The organism is Methylocella sp., from assembly GCA_037200525.1.
GTDB lineage: Bacteria > Pseudomonadota > Alphaproteobacteria > Rhizobiales > Beijerinckiaceae > Methylocapsa.
Map to the genome: position 1 here is coordinate 5087230 of JBBCGG010000001.1, position 19646 is coordinate 5106875.

Consider the following 19646-nt stretch of genomic DNA (forward strand, 5'->3'; position numbering starts at 1 on the left):
ATGGCTGTCCTCGGCGAGGCGGAACAGCGTGGCGCGGATCGGCATCTCGCGGTCGAGCCGGAAGGCGTAGGTTGCGGCCTGCCGCAGCAGATCCGGCAGCGTCGCCTCGTTGACGTCCTGTCGATCGAGCGTCAGGCATGCGCGCGGATCGTCCGTTGCCAGCACGAGCTGCTGGGGCGCATCGTCGATCTCGGGAAAGAGCGTGCGCAGGATCTCGTGGCGGACGACGAGATCCCTGAGCGCCGCCTCGAGCGCTGCGCCGTCGAGCGCGCCCTCGAGGTGCAGCCGCACCGGGATGTTGTAGGTGGAGCTCGGCCCCTCCAGCCGGTAGAGGAACCACAGCCGCTGCTGGGCGAAAGAAAGAGGTACTATTTCCGCGCTTTCTTGATTGGCTGCGTCGTTCATTTGGATGCTCCGTGCAAATTTTTCCGCATTGGCCGCAGCGGCGGGCGGGCGCTCTCGGTGTTATTCAGCTTCCCTGCCAACTGAGCGACGGTTGGGGCCTCGAACAGCACGCGGACGGGCAGCTCGATCTTGAGCTCAGAGCGGATGCGGTTGATGAGGTGGGTGGCGAGCAGGGAATGGCCGCCGCGGTCGAAGAAGCTGTCGTCGATGGAGACGCTCTCGAGGCCGAGGATCTCGGCGAAGAGGTTGGCGAGGATCTCCTCTTGCGGCGTGCGCGGCGCGCGGCCGGCAGATGAGAGGAACTCGGGCGCCGGCAGGGCGCGGCGATCGAGCTTGCCGTTCGGCGTCAGCGGCAGCGCCTCGAGGAAAACGATAGCCGCGGGAACCATATAGTCCGGCAAGGTTGCGGCCAGCGATTGGCGCAGCGCCGCCGGAGCGATCTCTCCATCGATCTCGACGCCGGCCTTGGCGACGACATAGCCGACGAGCTGCTTGTGTCCGGGTTGGTCTTCGCGGGCGATGACGGCGGCCTGGGCGATCCCGGGCAGGCGGGCGAGCGCCGCCTCGATCTCGCCGGGCTCGATGCGGAAGCCGCGGATCTTGACCTGCTGGTCGGCGCGGCCGAGGAAGTCGAGCGCGCCGTCGGGACGCCACTTGGCGAGATCGCCGCTGCGATACATGCGCGTTCCGGGCGGCCCGAACGGGCACGCGACGAAGCGCTCGGCGGTGAGGCCCGGCCGGTTCAGATAGCCGCGCGCCAGACCCGCGCCGGCGATGTAGAGCTCGCCCGCAACCCCCGCCGGAACGGGACGCAAGCTACCATCCAGAACATAAACCCGCGCATTCCAGATCGGACGGCCTATCGGAACAGAAGCGGCATCGGCGTCGCTATTAGATCGGCAGTCCCAGAAGGTGACGTCAACGGCGGCTTCGGTGGGACCGTAGAGATTATGCAGGGGCGTATCGAGAGCGGAGAGGAACTGCGCGCGCAGCTCCTCCGGCAGAGCCTCGCCGCTGCAGAAGACGCGTTTGAGATCGCCGCAGGCTGAAATGGCGGAGTTCTGGAGAAAGCTCTGCAGCATGGACGGCACGAAGTGCAACGTCGTGATCCGCTCGCGCGCGATGATGTCTGCAAGATAGCCGGGATCCCTGTGTCCGTCGGGCTTGGCGACAACCAAGGTTGCGCCTTCGATCAGCGGCCAGAAGACCTCCCAGACGGAGACATCGAAGCCGGCTGGCGTTTTCTGCAGCACGCGATCGGCGTTATCCAGTGCATATTCGTCCTGCATCCAGCGCAGGCGGTTAACGATAGCCTCCTGCGCGACGACGACGCCCTTGGGCGTCCCGGTTGATCCTGAGGTGTAGATGACATAGGCGGGATTCTCGGGCGCGAGGGGTTTGGTTCGCTCGGCGTCGGTTGGGTTGGTTTGCGGCGCCTGCTGCAGGGCCGCGGCGATGTCGGGGTCATCGAGCAGGATGCGGGGGATGGCGGCGTCGCTCAGGTGGGCGGCGACGTCCCCCATGCTGACGAGGCAGAGCGGCTGTGCGTCTTCGAGCATGAAGCGCAAGCGCTCGGCTGGGTAGTCGGGATCGAGCGGCAGATAGGCGGCGCCGGCCTTGAGGATGCCAAGCAGCGCAATGACCATCTCGAGCGAGCGCGGCATGCAAAGCGCGACGATCGCCTCGGGCCCGATGCCGAGCCCGATCAGATGATGGGCGAGCTGATTGGCTTTGGCGTTAAGTGCGGCGTAGGAGAGCTCGGCGTCTTCGAAGACGAGGGCGATGGCGTCGGGCGTGCGCTCGGCCTGCGCCTCGAACAGCTGCGGCAGCGTGGCTTCGGGCAGCGGATGGGCGGTGTCGTTCCAATCGACGAGGATCTGGCGGCGCTCATCGGCGGTGAGCAGATCGATGGCGCCGATGCGCTGCGCCGGATCGGCGGCGATCGCCTCCAAAACGCGGGTGAGGCGCGACGCCAGGATCTCGATGCTGGCGCGGTCATAGAGGTCGGTTGCGTATTCGAGCGCGCCGGCGAGCCCGGCCGGCCGACCCTTTGCGTCGGCGGTCTCGGCGAGGCTCAGCGTCAGGTCGAACTTGGCGGCTGCGGCGGCGAGGGACTGGCGGCTGACGGCGAGGCCCGGCAGGTCGAGGCTTGCGGCCTCGGTGTTCTGCAGGACGAGCATGACCTGGAACAGCGGGGCATGGTTCTGGGCGCGGGCCGGGTTGAGGATCTCGACGAGGCGCTCGAACGGCAGGTCCTGGTTAGCGTAGGCGGCGAGGCTCTGCTCGCGCACGCGGGCGAGCAGGTCCTGGACGCTGGGGTCGCCGGAAAGGTTTGTGCGCAGGACCAGGGTGTTGACGAAGAAGCCGACGAGGTCGTCGAGGGCGCTGTCGGTGCGGCCGGCGATGGGCGAGCCGATGGCGATGTCGTCGCCGGCTCCGAGCTTGCCGAGCAGGATGGCGAAGCCGGCCTGCAGCAGCATGAACAGGCTGGTCCCGGAGCTGCGGGCGAGCGCGCGGAGCTTATGGTGCAGCGCCGGCGCGATGGCGATCGGCAGCTGGTCGCCGCGATAGGAGGCGACGGCGGGGCGCGGCCGGTCGGTGGGCAGGGCGATGCGCTCGGGCAGGCCGGCGAGGGCCTGGCGCCAATAGGCGCCCTGGCGGGCGATCAGGCTATCGGATTGGCGCTCCGCGCCGAGCAGCTCGCGCTGCCACAGCGCATAGTCGGCGTATTGCACGGGCAAGGCCGCAAAGCCCGGCGCGTGACCCTTCAGGCGCGCCGCATAGGCCTGCGCCAGATCGCGGGCGAGCGGGGCCAGCGAGGCGCCGTCGGCGGCGATGTGATGCACGAGAACGAGCAGGACATGGCTGTCCTCGGCGAGGCGGAACAGCGTGGCGCGGATCGGCATCTCGCGGTCGAGCCGGAAGGCGTAGTCGGCGGCCTGCCGCAGCAGATCCGGCAGATGGCCCTCGTCTGTCTCGCGCCGCTCCAAGCTGAGGCATGCGCGCGGATCCCCCCTGGCCAGCACCAACTGTTGCGGCGCGTCGTCGATCTCGGGGAAGACCGTGCGCAGGCTCTCGTGGCGGACGACGAGATCCCTGAGCGCCGCCTCGAGCGCCGCGCCGTCGAGGGCGCCCTCGAGGCGCAGCGGCGCCGGGATGTTGTAGGTGGCGCTCGGCCCCTCCAGCCGGTAGAGGAACCACAGCCGCTGCTGCGCCGGCGACAGCGGCAGCTGCTCCGGCCGCGGCAGCCGCCGCAGCGGCGTCCGCGCGCTGGCGCCATCCGTCAGCCGCAGGGCGAGCTGAGCGACGGTTGGGGCCTCGAACAAAGCGCGGATGGGCAGCTCGATCTTGAGCTCAGAGCGGATGCGGCTGATGAGGCGGGTGGCGAGCAGGGAATGGCCGCCGCGGTCGAAGAAACCGTCGTCGATGGAGACGCCCTCGAGGCCGAGGGTCTCGGCGAAGAGGTTGGCGAGGATCTCCTCCTGCGGCGTGCGTGGGCTGCGTCCGGCAGATGAGAGGAACTCGGGCGCCGGCAGGGCGCGGCGGTCGAGCTTGCCATTCGGGGTCAGCGGCAGCGCCTCGAGCAAGACGATCGCCGCCGGCACCATGTAGTCCGGCAAGGTTGCGCCCAGGGCCTGCCGCAGCGCGCCCAAATCAATGTGCCGCATAGGGTTATTAGCGAACTTCACAAAATCGCATTGCGGGTTTCTTGATCGGAAGAGATCAGTTGGCACAGCGTCCGAGCCAATTGCTTTCCAAAATATGACATCCAAGCTGCCAATAGGTGCGGCGTTGGCGTCATCCCATGTAACACCAATTTGGAAACCTAGCTCCGCAGCCAGAGCATAGAACATTTCTGCTGTTGGGTGGGACGACGGCCGTGCGACGGCGTCGAGCATTTGTTGTAAGGTTAATAAATTTTGTTCACCGCCCAATAAGGATATGGCCGCCAACTCCGGGGCGAGACGCGCATTGGGGACGCCGGTGAGGCGAACAGCGACGAAATCCGGTCGATTTAGGCGATCGCGCAACGCATCAAGATCGACGACATCCTGATTCCATCGCAATTGCGGCGCCGCGTGGAAGGACATGGTCTGCTTTGGCGCCTTATGTAGAACCACGTCATATCGATAACGGCTCAGCTCATTGAGGTAGGTTGCCCGCTTGATCTGGATGTCGACTGCGGAGATTGCTCCGATGTTTTCTGGAAGAAGAGCAAAGAATTCTGGAGCCAGCAGAAGCTCTTTCTCAGCGACAATCGACCGTTCAATGTGTCGACGCAGCTTGGACGCATCGGTCAGATGGCTGGCCTTTCGCAGCTCGGTAGCGCTGGCGAAGCAGCGCAAGAGCTGCAGATTTCGCACGTCGCCGATGAAGACTGAACCGGCTGGCGCGAGCAGGTCTATGGTCTGCTGAATCACCTCGAGCAGATACGAGGCGCTCGGAAAATATTGAACGACCGAATTAAGGACGACAGTATCGAAGAATCCGCTTGGAAGCCCATCGCGAATATCAGCGGCCTGCGCTCGCAGCTCCACACGTTTTGCCCAGTCTGGCTGCTGCAAGAGCCGGTCGCGCAACTTCTGAATGGTTTCGGCGGAAAAATCGGTGGCCCAATATGCCTCACAGTGTGGAGCGAGCTGCGATAGCAGCAAGCCACTTCCTACGCCGATTTCAAGCACGCGTCGTGGGGATAGCTCCCGAATACGTTCTACAGTGGCTGCGCGCCATTCACGCATCTCCCACAACGGTAATGGCTGCCCGTCATAGCTGCTGTTCCAGCCGCTAAAATCCTCGCCGAAACTCGTCTTGCTGGATGTACTGTAAAGCTTCTCATAGAGCTGTTGCCAATCGCCAATATGACGCGCCTCGCGCTCCCCATCGCGTGCGCGATTATTTCCCGGCACAACGTATCCAACGAGCTGCTTGTGTCCGGGCTGGTCTTCGCGGGCGATGACGGCGGCCTGGGCGACGCCGGGCAGGCGGGCGAGCGCCGCCTCGATCTCGCCGGGCTCGATGCGGAAGCCGCGGATCTTGACCTGCTGGTCGGCGCGGCCGAGGAAGTCGAGCGCGCCGTCGGGACGCCACTTGGCGAGATCGCCGCTGCGATACATGCGCGTTCCGGGCGGCCCGAACGGGCACGCGACGAAGCGCTCGGCGGTGAGGCCCGGCCGGTTCAGATAGCCGCGCGCCAGACCCGCGCCGGCGATGTAGAGCTCGCCCGCAACCCCCGCCGGAACGGGACGCAAGCTACCATCCAGAACATAAACCCGCGCATTCCAGATCGGACGGCCTATCGGAACAGAAGCGGCATCGGCGTCGCTATTAGATCGGCAGTCCCAGAAGGTGACGTCAACGGCGGCTTCGGTGGGACCGTAGAGATTATGCAGGGGCGTATCGAGAGCGGAGAGGAACTGCGCGCGCAGCTCCTCCGGCAGAGCCTCGCCGCTGCAGAAGACGCGTTTGAGATCGCCGCAGGCTGAAATGGCGGAGTTCTGGAGAAAGCTCTGCAGCATGGACGGCACGAAGTGCAACGTCGTGATCCGCTCGCGCGCGATGATGTCTGCAAGATAGCCGGGATCCCTGTGTCCGTCGGGCTTGGCGACAACCAAGGTTGCGCCTTCGATCAGCGGCCAGAAGACCTCCCAGACGGAGACATCGAAGCCGGCTGGCGTTTTCTGCAGCACGCGATCGGCGTTATCCAGTGCATATTCGTCCTGCATCCAGCGCAGGCGGTTAACGATAGCCTCCTGCGCGACGACGACGCCCTTGGGCGTCCCGGTTGATCCTGAGGTGTAGATGACATAGGCGGGATTCTCGGGCGCGAGGGGTTTGGTTCGCTCGGCGTCGGTTGGGTTGGTTTGCGGCGCCTGCTGCAGGGCCGCGGCGATGTCGGGGTCATCGAGCAGGATGCGGGGGATGGCGGCGTCGCTCAGGTGGGCGGCGACGTCCCCCATGCTGACGAGGCAGAGCGGCTGTGCGTCTTCGAGCATGAAGCGCAAGCGCTCGGCGGGGTAGTCGGGATCGAGCGGCAGATAGGCGGCGCCGGCCTTGAGGATGCCAAGCAGCGCGATGACCATCTCGAGCGAGCGCGGCAGGCAAAGCGCGACGATCGCCTCGGGCCCGATGCCGAGCCCGATCAGATGATGGGCGAGCTGATTGGCTTTGGCGTTGAGTGAGGCGTAGGAGAGCTCGGCGTCTTCGAAGACGAGGGCGATGGCGTCGGGCGTGCGCTCGGCCTGCGCCTCGAACAGCTGCGGCAGCGTGGCTTCGGGCAGCGGATGGGCGGTGTCGTTCCAATCGACGAGGATCTGGCGGCGCTCATCGGCGGTGAGCAGATCGATGGCGCCGATGCGCTGCGCCGGATCGGCGGCGATCGCCTCCAAAACGCGGGTGAGGCGCGACGCCAGGATCTCGATGCTGGCGCGGTCATAGAGGTCGGTTGCGTATTCGAGCGCGCCGGCGAGCCCGGCCGGCCGACCCTTTGCGTCGGCGGTCTCGGTCAGGCTCAGTAGGAGGTCGAACTTGGCCGTGCCAGTACCGACGGGCTGCTGGCGCAGCTCGAGGCCCGGCAGGTCGAGGCTTGCGGCCTCGGTGTTCTGCAGGACGAGCATGACCTGGAACAGCGGGGCATGGTTCTGGGCGCGGGCCGGGTTGAGGATCTCGACGAGGCGCTCGAACGGCAGGTCCTGGTTGGCGTAGGCGGAAAGGCAGGTCTCGCGCACGCGGGCGAGCAGGTCGTGGACGCTGGGGTCGCCGGAAAGGTTTGTGCGCAGGACCAGGGTGTTGACGAAGAAGCCGATGAGGTCGTTGAGGGCGCTGTCGGTGCGGCCGGCGATGGGCGAGCCGATGGCGATGTCGTCGCCGGCTCCGAGCTTGCCGAGCAGGATGGCGAAGCCGGCCTGCAGCAGCATGAACAGGCTGGTCCCGGAGCTGCGGGCGAGCGCGCGGAGCTTATGGTGCATCGCCGGCGCGATGGCGATCGGCAGCTGGTCGCCGCGATAGGAGGCGACGGCGGGGCGCGGCCGGTCGGTGGGCAGGGCGAGCAGCGTCGGGGCGTCCGCGAGTTGCTCCTTCCAGTAGCCGAGCTGGCCTTCGAGCGCCGCCCCCTGCAGCCACTGGCGCTGCCAATGCGCGTAGTCCGCATACTGGATCAAAAGCTCCGGCAGCGGCGACGGCCGCCCCTGGCTATAGGCGGCGTAAAGCGCCACGATCTCTTTGATCAGCACCCCAATCGACCAACCATCCGACACAATATGATGCATCGTCAGCAGAGCGATGTGCTCGCGGTCGCCCAACCGGATCAGCTGCGCGCGGATCAGCGGCCCATGCTCCAGATCGAACGGCGTACGGGCTTCGTCCTGCGCGCTCTGCCGCGCGCGGCCCTCGGCTTCCACCGCGGGGAGTTCGCTCAGATCCGTCAGCGGCAGCGCCAACTCCAGCGCCGCGGCGATGATTTGCGTCGGCGCGCCGTCGACCGACGCAAAGCGCGTGCGCAGCGCCTCATGCCGCCGCACGATCTCGTTGAGCGTGCGCCTCAGCGCCTCGACGTCCAGCTTCCCGGTCAACCGCACCGCGGCCGGCACGTTGTAAAACGCGCTGCCCGCCTCAAGCTGGCTCAAAAACCACAAACGCTGCTGCGCAAACGATGCAATTGCAACAGCATCGGCAGGCCTGCGCGTTAATTTTCTCTCGGTGGCGAGTCGAGACATTAAGATCTCGACGATCGCCTGCTTGTTTTCCTTAAGCTGCTCAACCAGTTGATCTGTCGTAAATCCCTGGGGTGCACGGTATTTGATCTTGCCGTCGACAATTTTTAATTTGATGCCATCGCGCTCGAAGAGATCGATCAGTTCAACAGCGTTCATATTTCGACCTCTTCCGGGTATCGGATTTCCGTGTCCACCCGCTGCGCCAATTGCGCCACGGTCGGCGCTTCGAACAGCGCACGCAAAGGCAGCTCCACATCGAAGATGCTCTGCACTCGGGCAATCGCTTGCATCGCCAGTATCGAGTGGCCGCCAAGTTCGAAGAAGTTGTCGTGGATGCCGACGCGATCCAGCTTGAGCACCTCCGCCCAGATCTGCGCCATCGCCGCCTCAGCTGGCGTGCGCGGAGCCGCATAGCCGCCCTCGCCGCGCTGCGCGCCCGGAGCCGGCAACGCCTTGCGGTCGATCTTGCCGTTCGGCGTCAGCGGCAGCCGATCAAGCGCCACAAAATGCGACGGAACCATATAGTCGGGCAGCACGCGCAGCAGCGCGGCGCGCAGCGCGCCGGCCTCCAGCCCATCCCCTTCGCCGCCATCCTCGCCGCGTTCCGTTCCCTCTCGCGCCTCGGCGGCCTCATGCGCCCGCGGCGTCACGTAAGCCACAAGCCGACGCTCGCCAGGCTCGTCCTCGCGCGCCGCCACGATCGCTTCGCCCACCCCCGGCAGAGCCGCCAGGACGGCCTCGACCTCGCCCAGCTCGATCCGGAAACCCCGGATCTTCACCTGATCGTCCAGCCGACCCAGATACTCGATCGCGCCATCAGGCAAGTAGCGCGCCAGGTCTCCAGACTTGTACATGCGCGCGCCGGGCGGCCCGAACGGATTGGCGATGAACTTCTCGGCGGTCAGATCCGGGCGCTGCAGATATCCGCGCGCCAGGCCCGCGCCCGCAATGTGCAGCTCCCCCGCCACCCCCACCGGCGCCGGGTTCAGCAACTCGTCCAGGATGTACAGCTGCGTGTTGGCGATCGGCCGACCGATCGGCACAGCGTTCAACGCCGTGGCCGCATCGCATGCCCAGAACGTCACGTCCACGGACGCTTCAGTCGGGCCGTACAAGTTATGCAGCTCGGCATGCGGCAGCGCCTTGAAAAAACGCTGCTGCAATTCGAGCGGCAGCGCCTGGCCGCTGCATATCACCCGCTTGAGCGTGGCGCAGCGCGGCAGCTCCCTCCCGTTCAGGAACGCTTCCAGCATCGGCGGCACGAAGTGCAGCGTCGTGATCGCCTGCTGCGCGATCACGCGCGACAGATAGTCGGCATCCTGATGCCCACCGGGGCGAGCCATGACGAGCGTGGACCCGTTCAACAACGGCCAGAAGAGCTCCCACACCGAGACGTCGAAGCTGAACGGCGTCTTCTGCAAAATCCGATCCGAATCGTGTAGAGCGTATGCCTCTTGCATCCAATTCAGGCGATTGACGATGCCGGCATGCGGCACGCCGACCCCTTTGGGGCGGCCAGTTGAGCCGGAGGTGTAGATCACATAGGCGAGGTGATCTGCTTCACTGAGGCGCGCCGGATTGGCGGCCGAGCACTCGGCGAGCGCGGGCCATTGGACGTCCAGGCACAGCACCGCGATCTCGACGCCCGGCAGCCTGGGCAGCACCGCCGCTTGCGTAAGCAGCACCGCCGGACGCGCATCGTCGAGCATGTACGCCAGGCGCTCCGGCGGATAGCTTGGGTCCAGCGGCACATAGGCTCCGCCGGCCTTCAGAACGCCGAGCAGCCCAACCACCATCTCCAGCGAGCGTTCAACGCACAGGCCGACCAGAACCTCAGGCCCCACCCCACATTGCCGCAGGTAATGCGCAAGCTGGTTCGAGCGCGCATTCAGCTCGCCATAGGTCAGCTCGCGTCCTTCGAACGCCACCGCCACCGCGTCCGGAGCCTCCGCCACCTGCGCTTCGAACAGCTCGTGCAGCGTCTGCGCCCCCTCGTAGTCCACGGCCGTCGCGTTCCACTCCGCGACCAGTTGGGTTCGCTCATGCTCAGCAAGCACTTCTATGCGCGCGATGTCCGTCTGGGGAGCATCCTCCAGGGCCTGCACCAGATTTTCCAGAACGGTATGCATGTAATCGCATAGCCGTTCGGCTCCGACGCGAGCGCCGATCTGCGCCGTCAATATAAATCCAGTACCGAGATCATCCACAGATAACACGCATGGATAGTTGGTTCGCTCCTCGGTGCTCAGGACTTCGACGCCTTCCAACGCCCACTCCAGATTGGATGCTTTGCGCGTATCCGCATCAGGGCCGTGCCTATAATTCAGTAGCGTCGAAAAGAGGGGCGCGGGGGCGACAACTCCACTACAACGTTGGGCTAACGCCAACGATGCATGCTCGTGCTGCAACAAGCGACCCAGCAACCGGTGCGTGTCCTGCACACTTTGCTGCACCGATCTCATGCTGGTACGGATACGAACCGGCAACGTGTTGATGAACATGCCCAGCGTGCGATCTAAACCTTCGCCTGCGTGCATGCGGCCGAACAGCACGGTGCCGAATACGACATCGTGTCGTCCGGAAATGCGCGACAAAACCTGCGCCCACGCTGCATGCACGACACTGGCGGCACTTATTCTCAACGTTCCAGAGATTTGGCGAATGCGCGCCGAGAGCAGCGCATTTACCGGGCGCACGGCCTCTTCGATGCCTAAGCCGTCTCCGCGCACCTCCAGGAGCCCGAACGGTGCTGTCGGCTCGGACACATCGGCGAGCATCTCCTTGAAGAACGCTTCGTTTGCAGCCCGACTGACGCCCGATCTCGCCTGTGCGACAAAGTTTCGGAACGGATGTGGCGCTGGTAGCCGATGCGTCAGACCACGCAGGATGGTGCCGATTTCGTCGATCAACAGATCGAGCGTGGCGTGATCGGAGATAAGGTGGTGACTGAATATCTGCAGCAGCCATTGGGCACGGGCGCGGTCCTGGGCGACGAAGCACCGTATCAGAGGCGCCTTGCGTATATCGAACCGGTAGCGGCGCGGGTGATGCCGTGCGATCAATTGCTCGAATGCATCCTCTCCTCGGGCGTCCACGGCAACTTCTTCAATGACGAGCCGCGCATTTCTCCACACCACTTGCACCGGTTCGGGAAGGTTCTCCCAGTGCACTGCCGTACGCAAAATATCGTGGCGGTCGATCACCCGTTGCAGTGCCTGAAGGAATCGGTCGAGTTGCTCACGCGCGTCGAAGCGAAGGGTTCGGGACAGCAAATAGGCGTCGCCTTCCTGATTCATCAGGTGGTGGAATAAGATCCCTTCCTGTAAAGGCGCCAATGGATAGATCTCTTGCACATTGGCTGCTCCTCCGGATACGTCGCCGACGACCTGTTCAATTTCTTCCGATGTCAGGGCCAAGAGCGTGAGCATTTCCGGTGCAATAGCTTCGCATCCGGGAGGAATTCCATTCAGTGGAACATCGATCTCGCCAGAGGCGCCGCTCACCTTCAGCGTCAACTCCGCGAGCGTTGGCGCGATAAATAACGCTCGAACGTCGGTGTGGAAGCCTTCTTTGCGCATCTGTTCGATCAGTTTGACCGCCAGCATCGAGTGGCCGCCAAGTTCGAAGAAGTTGTCGTGGATGCCGACGCGATCCAGCTTGAGCACCTCCGCCCAGATCTGCGCCATCGCCGCCTCAGCTGGCGTGCGCGGAGCCGCATAGCCGCCCTCGCCGCGCTGCGCGCCCGGAGCCGGCAACGCCTTGCGGTCGATCTTGCCGTTCGGCGTCAGCGGCAGCCGATCAAGCGCCACAAAATGCGACGGAACCATATAGTCGGGCAGCACGCGCAGCAGCGCGGCGCGCAGCGCGCCGGCCTCCAGCCCATCCCCTTCGCCGCCATCCTCGCCGCGTTCCGTTCCCTCTCGCGCCTCGGCGGCCTCATGCGCCCGCGGCGTCACGTAAGCCACAAGCCGACGCTCGCCAGGCTCGTCCTCGCGCGCCGCCACGATCGCTTCGCCCACCCCCGGCAGAGCCGCCAGGACGGCCTCGACCTCGCCCAGCTCGATCCGGAAACCCCGGATCTTCACCTGATCGTCCAGCCGACCCAGATACTCGATCGCGCCATCAGGCAAGTAGCGCGCCAGGTCTCCAGACTTGTACATGCGCGCGCCGGGCGGCCCGAACGGATTGGCGATGAACTTCTCGGCGGTCAGATCCGGGCGCTGCAGATATCCGCGCGCCAGGCCCGCGCCCGCAATGTGCAGCTCCCCCGCCACCCCCACCGGCGCCGGGTTCAGCAACTCGTCCAGGATGTACAGCTGCGTGTTGGCGATCGGCCGACCGATCGGCACAGCGTTCAACGCCGTGGCCGCATCGCATGCCCAGAACGTCACGTCCACGGACGCTTCAGTCGGGCCGTACAAGTTATGCAGCTCGGCATGCGGCAGCGCCTTGAAAAAACGCTGCTGCAATTCGAGCGGCAGCGCCTGGCCGCTGCATATCACCCGCTTGAGCGTGGCGCAGCGCGGCAGCTCCCTCCCGTTCAGGAACGCTTCCAGCATCGGCGGCACGAAGTGCAGCGTCGTGATCGCCTGCTGCGCGATCACGCGCGACAGATAGTCGGCATCCTGATGCCCACCGGGGCGAGCCATGACGAGCGTGGACCCGTTCAACAACGGCCAGAAGAGCTCCCACACCGAGACGTCGAAGCTGAACGGCGTCTTCTGCAAAATCCGATCCGAATCGTGTAGAGCGTATGCCTCTTGCATCCAATTCAGGCGATTGACGATGCCGGCATGCGGCACGCCGACCCCTTTGGGGCGGCCAGTTGAGCCGGAGGTGTAGATCACATAGGCGAGGTGATCTGCTTCACTGAGGCGCGCCGGATTGGCGGCCGAGCACTCGGCGAGCGCGGGCCATTGGACGTCCAGGCACAGCACCGCGATCTCGACGCCCGGCAGCCTGGGCAGCACCGCCGCTTGCGTAAGCAGCACCGCCGGACGCGCATCGTCGAGCATGTACGCCAGGCGCTCCGGCGGATAGCTTGGGTCCAGCGGCACATAGGCTCCGCCGGCCTTCAGAACGCCGAGCAGCCCAACCACCATCTCCAGCGAGCGTTCAACGCACAGGCCGACCAGAACCTCAGGCCCCACCCCACATTGCCGCAGGTAATGCGCAAGCTGGTTCGAGCGCGCATTCAGCTCGCCATAGGTCAGCTCGCGTCCTTCGAACGCCACCGCCACCGCGTCCGGAGCCTCCGCCACCTGCGCTTCGAACAGCTCGTGCAGCGTCTGCGCCCCCTCGTAGTCCACGGCCGTCGCGTTCCACTCCGCCACGACTTGATGGCGTTCCGCCGCGCTCAACATCGGCAGCTGCGCGATCCTCGTCTCCGGCGCTTCGACAATGCCGTCCAACAACCGCGTGAAGTGCTCCGCCATCCGCTCAATCGTCGGCGCATCGAACAGAGACGTGTTGTACGTCAACGTCGCCCGAAGCTCATCCTCGCGCTCGGCCGCCATCAGCGTCAGGTCGAATTTGGCGGTCTCGCTGCCCGCCTCAACACCCTCCAACCGCAGTCCCGGCAGCCGCAACGCCTCCATCGGCGCGTTCTGCAACACCAGCATCACCTGGAACAGCGGCGCATGACTGAGATGCCGTTGCGGCTTCAGCTCCTCGACAAGCTGCTCAAACGGCACATCCTGATGCGCATAGGCCGCCAGCGCCGTGCTCCGCACCTGCATCAGCAGATCCTTGAAGCTCGGGTTGCCCGCAAGCCGCGTGCGCAGCACCAGCGTGTTCACAAAGAAGCCGATCAGCCCCTCGACCTCGGGGCGCGGGCGGTTGGCGATCGACGTGCCGACGCAAATGTCGTCCTGACCCGCGTAGCGCGAGAGCAGCACGTTGAACGCCGCAGCCAGCGTCATGAACAACGTCGCCTGCGCTTGCCGCGCCAGCGCGTTGAGCCCAGTCGTGGTCTGCCGCGACACCGCAAAACGCAGCGTGCCGCCGTCATAGCGCTGCACCGCCGGGCGCGGCCGGTCAGTGGGCAGGGCGAGCAGCGTCGGGGCGTCCGCGAGTTGCTCCTTCCAGTAGCCGAGCTGGCCTTCGAGCGCCGCCCCCTGCAGCCACTGGCGCTGCCAATGCGCGTAGTCCGCATACTGGATCAAAAGCTCCGGCAGCGGCGACGGCCGCCCCTGGCTATAGGCGGCGTAAAGCGCCGCGATCTCTTTGATCAGCACCCCAATCGACCAATCATCCGACACAATATGATGCATCGTCAGCAGAGCGATGTGCTCGCGGTCGCCCAACCGGATCAGCTGCGCGCGGATCAGCGGCCCATGCTCCAGATCGAACGGCGTACGGGCTTCGTCTTGCGCGCTCTGCTGCGCGCGGCCCTCGGCCTCCGCCGCGGGGAGTTCGCTCAGATCCGTCAGCGGCAGCGCCAACTCCAGCGCCGCGGCGATGATTTGCGTCGGCGCGCCGTCGACCGACGCAAAGCGCGTGCGCAGCGCCTCATGCCGCCGCACGATCTCGTTGAGCGTGCGCCTCAGCGCCTCGACGTCCAGCTTCCCGGTCAACCGCACCGCGGCCGGCATGTTGTAAAACGCGCTGCCCGCCTCAAGCTGGTTCAAAAACCACAAACGCTGCTGCGCAAACGACAGCGGCATGTCTTCGCCGCGCCCCACAGGAGCCAGCGCCGGCAACTGCAAACCTGTCCGTTCGCGCTGCTCCTGCTCGACCCGCTGCGCCAATTGCGCCACGGTCGGCGCTTCGAACAGCGCACGCAAAGGCAGCTCCACATCGAAGGCTTTGCGCATGCGAGACAACACAACGAGCGCGCGCAGCGAATCGCCGCCATGTTCGAAGAAGTTGTCGTGGATGCCGACGCGATCCAGCTTGAGCACCTTCGCCCAGATCTGCGCCATCGCCGTCTCAGCCGGCGTGCGCGGAGCCGCATAGCCGCCCTCGCCGCGCTGCGCGCCCGGAGCCGGCAACGCCTTGCGGTCGATCTTGCCGTTCGGCGTCAGCGGCAGCCGATCAAGCGCCACAAAATGCGACGGAACCATATAGTCGGGCAGCACGCGCAGCAGCGCGGCGCGCAGCGCGCCAGCCTCCTCCAGCCCATCCCCTTCGCCGCCATCCTCGCCGCGTTCCGTTCCCTCTCGCGCCTCGGCGGCCTCATGCGCCCGCGGCGTCACGTAAGCCACAAGCCGACGCTCGCCGGGCTCGTCCTCGCGCGCCGCCACGATCGCTTCGCCCACCCCCGGCAGAGCCGCCAGGACGGCCTCGACCTCGCCCAGCTCGATCCGGAAACCCCGGATCTTCACCTGATCGTCCAGCCGACCCAGATAGTCCAGCTGCCCCTGCGCCGTCCATCGGGCGCGATCTCCGCTTCGATACAGCCGCTCACCGGCCGCGAACGGGTTCGGCACGAAACGCTCCGCCGTCAAATCCGGCCGATTCAGATATCCTCGGCTCAGGCCCGCTCCCCCGATATACAGCTCCCCGGACACCCCCACCGGAGTCGCCGCCATCGCCGCATCAAGCACGTACGCCCGCACGTTGTCGATCGCACGTCCCACACGCACCGCCTCCCCACCCCGGCTCCGGTAATAGGTCGAGGTCATCGTGCATTCGGTCGGCCCGTACTGGTTCACCACCTCCGCCTGGGCGCCAAGAACCTCCCGCACCGATTCGATGACCCGTTCCGAGAGCGCCTCCCCCGACGCCAGCACCAGCCTCAGCGAACTTGCCGCCATTGCGCCCTCGCCGCCGGCGCGCGCTATGCTCGTGATCGCTTCCAGGAACGATGGCGTGATGCTGAGGATCGCCGTGATCGCATCGCGACGCAGATGCTCCAGCACCGCCTGCGCATGCTTGGCGTCGGCCCCGGTCATCACCCGAAGCCGCCCGCCCGCGCTCAGGCAGCCGAAGATATCGCGCACCGACGCATCAAAGGACAACGTCGGTATCTGCAACACCCGTTCGCCGGCTGTGACGCCGTATTGATTCACGATGAACCGAAGATAGTTCACCGCGCTCGCATGCCGCGTCATCACCCCCTTGGGGCGCCCGGTCGAGCCGGAGGTGTAGGTCACATAGGCGAGGTGCTGGCCCGACGCTTCGCTGCGCGGCGCATGCGTCGGCATCGTCGCGATCGCCCGCCCATCCGCGTCCACGCACACGCACGCTCCGACATACGCAGGCAAGGCCTCGACCAGATGCGCCTGCGTCACCAGGACACCGAGCTTTGCATCGTCGAGCATGTACGCCAGGCGCTCCGGCGGATAGCTTGGGTCCAGCGGCACATAGGCTCCGCCGGCCTTCAGAACGCCGAGCAGCCCAACCACCATCTCCAGCGAGCGTTCAACGCACAGGCCGACCAGAACCTCAGGCCCCACCCCACATTGCCGCAGGTAATGCGCAAGCTGGTTCGAGCGCGCATTCAGCTCGCCATAGGTCAGCTCGCGTCCTTCGAACGCCACCGCCACCGCGTCCGGAGCCTCCGCCACCTGCGCTTCGAACAGCTCGTGCAGCGTCTGCGCCCCCTCGTAGTCCACGGCCGTCGCGTTCCACTCCGCCACGACTTGATGGCGTTCCGCCGCGCTCAACATCGGCAGCTGCGCGATCCTCGTCTCCGGCGCTTCGACAATGCCGTCCAACAACCGCGTGAAGTGCTCCGCCATCCGCTCAATCGTCGGCGCATCGAACAGAGACGTGTTGTACGTCAACGTCGCCCGAAGCTCATCCTCGCGCTCGGCCGCCATCAGCGTCAGGTCGAATTTGGCGGTCTCGCTGCCCGCCTCAACACCCTCCAACCGCAGTCCCGGCAGCCGCAACGCCTCCATCGGCGCGTTCTGCAACACCAGCATCACCTGGAACAGCGGCGCATGACTGAGATGCCGTTGCGGCTTCAGCTCCTCGACAAGCTGCTCAAACGGCACATCCTGATGCGCATAGGCCGCCAGCGCCGTGCTCCGCACCTGCATCAGCAGATCCTTGAAGCTCGGGTTGCCCGCAAGCCGCGTGCGCAGCACCAGCGTGTTCACAAAGAAGCCGATCAGCCCCTCGACCTCGGGGCGCGGGCGGTTGGCGATCGACGTGCCGACGCAAATGTCGTCCTGACCCGCGTAGCGCGAGAGCAGCACGTTGAACGCCGCAGCCAGCGTCATGAACAACGTCGCCTGCGCTTGCCGCGCCAGCGCGTTGAGCCCAGTCGTGGTCTGCCGCGACACCGCAAAACGCAGCGTGCCGCCGTCATAGCGCTGCACCGCCGGGCGCGGCCGGTCAGTGGGCAGGGCGAGCAGCGTCGGGGCGTCCGCGAGTTGCTCCTTCCAGTAGCCGAGCTGGCCTTCGAGCGCCGCCCCCTGCAGCCACTGGCGCTGCCAATGCGCGTAGTCCGCATACTGGATCAAAAGCTCCGGCAGCGGCGACGGCCGCCCCTGGCTATAGGCGGCGTAAAGCGCCGCGATCTCTTTGATCAGCACCCCAATCGACCAATCATCCGACACAATATGATGCATCGTCAGCAGAGCGATGTGCTCGCGGTCGCCCAACCGGATCAGCTGCGCGCGGATCAGCGGCCCATGCTCCAGATCGAACGGCGTACGGGCTTCGTCTTGCGCGCTCTGCTGCGCGCGGCCCTCGGCCTCCGCCGCGGGGAGTTCGCTCAGATCCGTCAGCGGCAGCGCCAACTCCAGCGCCGCGGCGATGATTTGCGTCGGCGCGCCGTCGACCGACGCAAAGCGCGTGCGCAGCGCCTCATGCCGCCGCACGATCTCGTTGAGCGTGCGCCTCAGCGCCTCGACGTCCAGCTTCCCGGTCAACCGCACCGCGGCCGGCATGTTGTAAAACGCGCTGCCCGCCTCAAGCTGGTTCAAAAACCACAAACGCTGCTGCGCAAACGATGCCAAAACAACGTTGGAGGATCGTCGCTTCAACGTTTTGTCGGCATCGCTTTGTAACGTTAAAATATCAATAATTTCTTGCTTATTATTTTTAAGATAAGCAATGAGTTCTGGCGTCGTAAACCCTCGAACCGCCTCGTACGTGATTTTTCCATCGACAACTTTTAATTCGATGCCATTGCGCCCAAATAGACTAACCAACTCGGCTGCGTTCATATCTCAATCTTCTCTCGATTTTCGACTGCCGTATCTATATGTTTTGCCAATTGAGCGACGGTTGGGGCCTCGAACAGCACGCGGACGGGCAACTCGACGTTGAGCTCGGAGCGGATGCGGCTGATGAGGCGGGTGGCGAGCAGGGAATGGCCGCCGCGGTCGAAGAAGCTGTCGTCGATGGAGACGCTCTGGAGGCCAAGCACTTCGGCGAACAGAGCGGCGAGGATCTCCTCCTGCGGTGTGCGCGGCGCGCGGCTGGCGGACGAGGCGAACGCCGGCGCCGGCAGGGCGCGGCGATCGAGCTTGCCGTTGGGGGTCAGCGGCAGCGCCTCGAGGAAAACGATGGCGGCGGGAACCATATAGTCCGGCAACGTTGCGGCCAGCGATTGGCGCAGCGCTTGCGCCCGCGGCCGCGCATGGCTGCGCGCGAGACTGTGCAACTGCTCCAGAGCGGGCAACGCTGCGAACGCTTGTGCGGCGTCCATCCAGTCGACGAGGCACGCGATTTCGTTCACACCTATTTCATGCAGCTGCTGGACTATCGGCAGGCAGCTTTGCGGCGTGCCGATCAGCGCGGCTGTGCGTGAATAGCGTTCAAAGGCGATTTCCACCACCTGCTCAAGTTGTTCCGCGCTGGGCTCGTCGAGTTCCAGGCTCTTCAGAAGCGGGCGCATAAGGCCGATATGCGCCCGCATGTAATTCATGAATGGCTTGCGAGCGCGTGCAAGCGTGTCCTCCAACCCATCTCCGAGGAAGGTATGTATCATCAGGGTAACGCGGCCATTATCCGGGTCGTGTCCCGCCTCGGCGCGCGCTCGGCGGTACCGCGCGATCTGCTCTTCCAGCTTGCCAAGCGTCTGGCCCAACAGGTGAGTCAGGACGTTCAGGCCAAGTCGGCCGGCATGTTCGAAAGTCTCAAGGCTGCCTGCCGCAGTGAGCCATATGGGCAACTTTTCTTGTAACGGCCGCGGATAAACATGCACCGAGACAGGCTCGCCGGCACCGTCGATCCGCGTAATCGACTCGCCCCTCCAGAGCCGCTGTAGGACGTCGATGGCTTGATGGGTGAGTTGCCTGCGATCGGGGAAGCGCTCTGGATAGAAGACGAAGTCGCGTGGATGCCAGCCGGAAGCGATCGCTGCGCCAGCCCGTCCGCCTGACAAATTGTCGACCACAGCCAATTCTTCGGCTACACGCAACGGATCATGAAGCGGGAGCACGACGCTGCCGGCGCGCAACTGTATATTTTCCGTAATGCCCGAGAGCGCCGCATTCAGCACCGATGGGTTTGGATAAAGGCTTCCGACTTCATGGAAATGCCGTTCCGGTGTCCAGATCGCCTCGAAACCGTGCGCATCGCCAAAGCGTGCCGAATCCAGATAGAATGCGTACTTGTTGTGCTGCGCGT

General features: G+C 65.2%; 4 protein-coding genes (2 of these 4 only partly in view). All 4 read right to left on the reverse strand.

Annotated elements, in window-relative coordinates; translation table 11 throughout:
• Tightly spaced (each overlapping or abutting the next), the 4 genes in view from WDN46_25110 to WDN46_25125 form a layout consistent with a single transcriptional unit that may run on beyond the window.
• Positions 1-405, reverse strand: the 5' portion of a protein-coding gene (locus WDN46_25110) for an amino acid adenylation domain-containing protein (GenBank protein MEJ0096570.1). Its footprint begins 13620 nt before the window's first position; 405 of the gene's 14025 nt are visible here — the first part of the coding sequence; its start codon is at positions 403-405; its stop codon lies beyond the left edge, outside the window.
• Positions 402-8273 (reverse strand): amino acid adenylation domain-containing protein, encoded by a 7872-nt coding sequence (locus WDN46_25115; GenBank protein ID MEJ0096571.1) that lies wholly within the window; start codon positions 8271-8273, stop codon positions 402-404. The genes WDN46_25110 and WDN46_25115 overlap by 4 nt, the downstream gene beginning before the upstream one ends.
• Positions 8270-18238 (reverse strand): amino acid adenylation domain-containing protein, encoded by a 9969-nt coding sequence (locus WDN46_25120; protein MEJ0096572.1) that lies wholly within the window; start codon positions 18236-18238, stop codon positions 8270-8272. Before WDN46_25120 ends, WDN46_25115 begins: the two co-directional genes overlap by 4 nt.
• Positions 18235-19646, reverse strand: partial view of an amino acid adenylation domain-containing protein gene (locus tag WDN46_25125; GenBank protein MEJ0096573.1) — the end only. Its footprint extends 13459 nt past the window's final position; the window shows 1412 of its 14871 coding nt (coding positions 13460-14871); the start codon falls outside the window, past its right edge; it ends in the stop codon at positions 18235-18237. Before WDN46_25125 ends, WDN46_25120 begins: the two co-directional genes overlap by 4 nt.

Bases quoted from the DNA above. Each gene is read 5' to 3' on its own strand.
- WDN46_25115 (MEJ0096571.1), bottom strand. From the start codon at position 8,273: ATGAACGCTGTTGAACTGATCGATCTCTTCGAGCGCGATGGCATCAAA.
- WDN46_25120 (MEJ0096572.1), bottom strand. From the start codon at position 18,238: ATGAACGCAGCCGAGTTGGTTAGTCTATTTGGGCGCAATGGCATCGAA.